The organism is Streptomyces sp. NPDC101166 (assembly GCF_044768125.1).
GTDB lineage: Bacteria > Actinomycetota > Actinomycetes > Streptomycetales > Streptomycetaceae > Streptomyces.
In genome coordinates, this window is sequence record NZ_JBIWPF010000359.1 from 1 (window position 1) to 1,042 (window position 1,042).

A 1,042-nucleotide genomic window follows, 5' to 3' on the forward strand; every position below is an offset into this window, starting at 1 on the left:
GTGGACGACCCGTGGGGTTACGGCAACTCCCTGGAGTGGGCCACCACCTGCCCGCCGCCCCGGCACAACTTCTACGAGCTGCCCCGCATCCGCTCCGAACGCCCCGCCTTCGAGCTGCACTACCCGCACATGGTGCCGCGGATGCGCGCGGAGGCCCACGCCACCTGGGGTCTGCGCAAGCCGAAGCAGGTCATCGAGGCCGGGCCAGTCGACTCGCCGACCGATCATTGACATACGCTCTTGCGCGTGCTGCTTTCAGATCGCGACATCCGCAAGGAAATCGCCAATGGACGTCTCGGGCTCGACCCGTTCGACGAGAAGCTGGTGCAGCCGTCGAGCATCGATGTGCGGCTGGACAGCTTGTTCCGGGTGTTCAACAACACCCGCTACACCCATATCGACCCGGCGCAGCGGCAGGACGAGCTGACCTCGCTGGTCGAGCCCGCCGAGGGCGAGCCGTTCGTGCTGCACCCGGGTGAGTTCGTGCTCGGCTCCACGCTCGAGGTGTGCTCGCTGCCCGACGATCTGGCCGGGCGGCTGGAGGGCAAGTCCAGCCTGGGCCGGCTCGGGCTGCTGACCCACTCGACCGCCGGGTTCATCGATCCGGGGTTCAGCGGGCACATCACCCTGGAACTGTCGAACGTCGCGAACCTGCCGATCACGCTGTGGCCGGGTATGAAGATCGGCCAGCTGTGCCTGTTCCGGCTGACCAGTCCGGCCGAGCACCCGTACGGCAGCGCCACCGTGGGCTCCAAGTACCAGGGGCAGCGGGGGCCGACGCCGTCGAAGGCCTACCTGAACTTCGCCTCCCGGCAGTGAGCCACGACCCCGGCGCGCGTGAGTTGCGTTACGGGGTAGCCGGTTCGGCCGGGCATCCGGCGGAAATCGGCCGCTGCCTGGACAGTTGACCGTCATGGAATGGCGCTATTACGCCGTCCGGTGGGCGGGTTCGCCGGGTGTACGGATGGCCCGGCACGTCGTAAGGTGGCGACGACAGGTAGGTGTGAACGAGATGGGCTGGCGATGAGTTCGGTGCTGGGAG

Annotated in this window: 1 protein-coding gene and 1 pseudogene; both read left to right on the forward strand. The window is 67.8% G+C overall.

Going from position 1 to position 1,042, the window contains the following annotated elements; all coding sequences use genetic code 11:
* Positions 1-231: pseudogene (locus ACIRS4_RS39090) on the forward strand (hypothetical protein); the annotation flags it as partial.
* A gap of 15 nt (positions 232-246) precedes the next feature.
* Positions 247-819, forward strand: coding sequence for a dCTP deaminase (dcd, locus tag ACIRS4_RS39095; protein WP_404205173.1), 573 nt, complete (start codon positions 247-249; stop codon positions 817-819).
* Positions 820-1,042 lie beyond the last annotated feature (223 nt).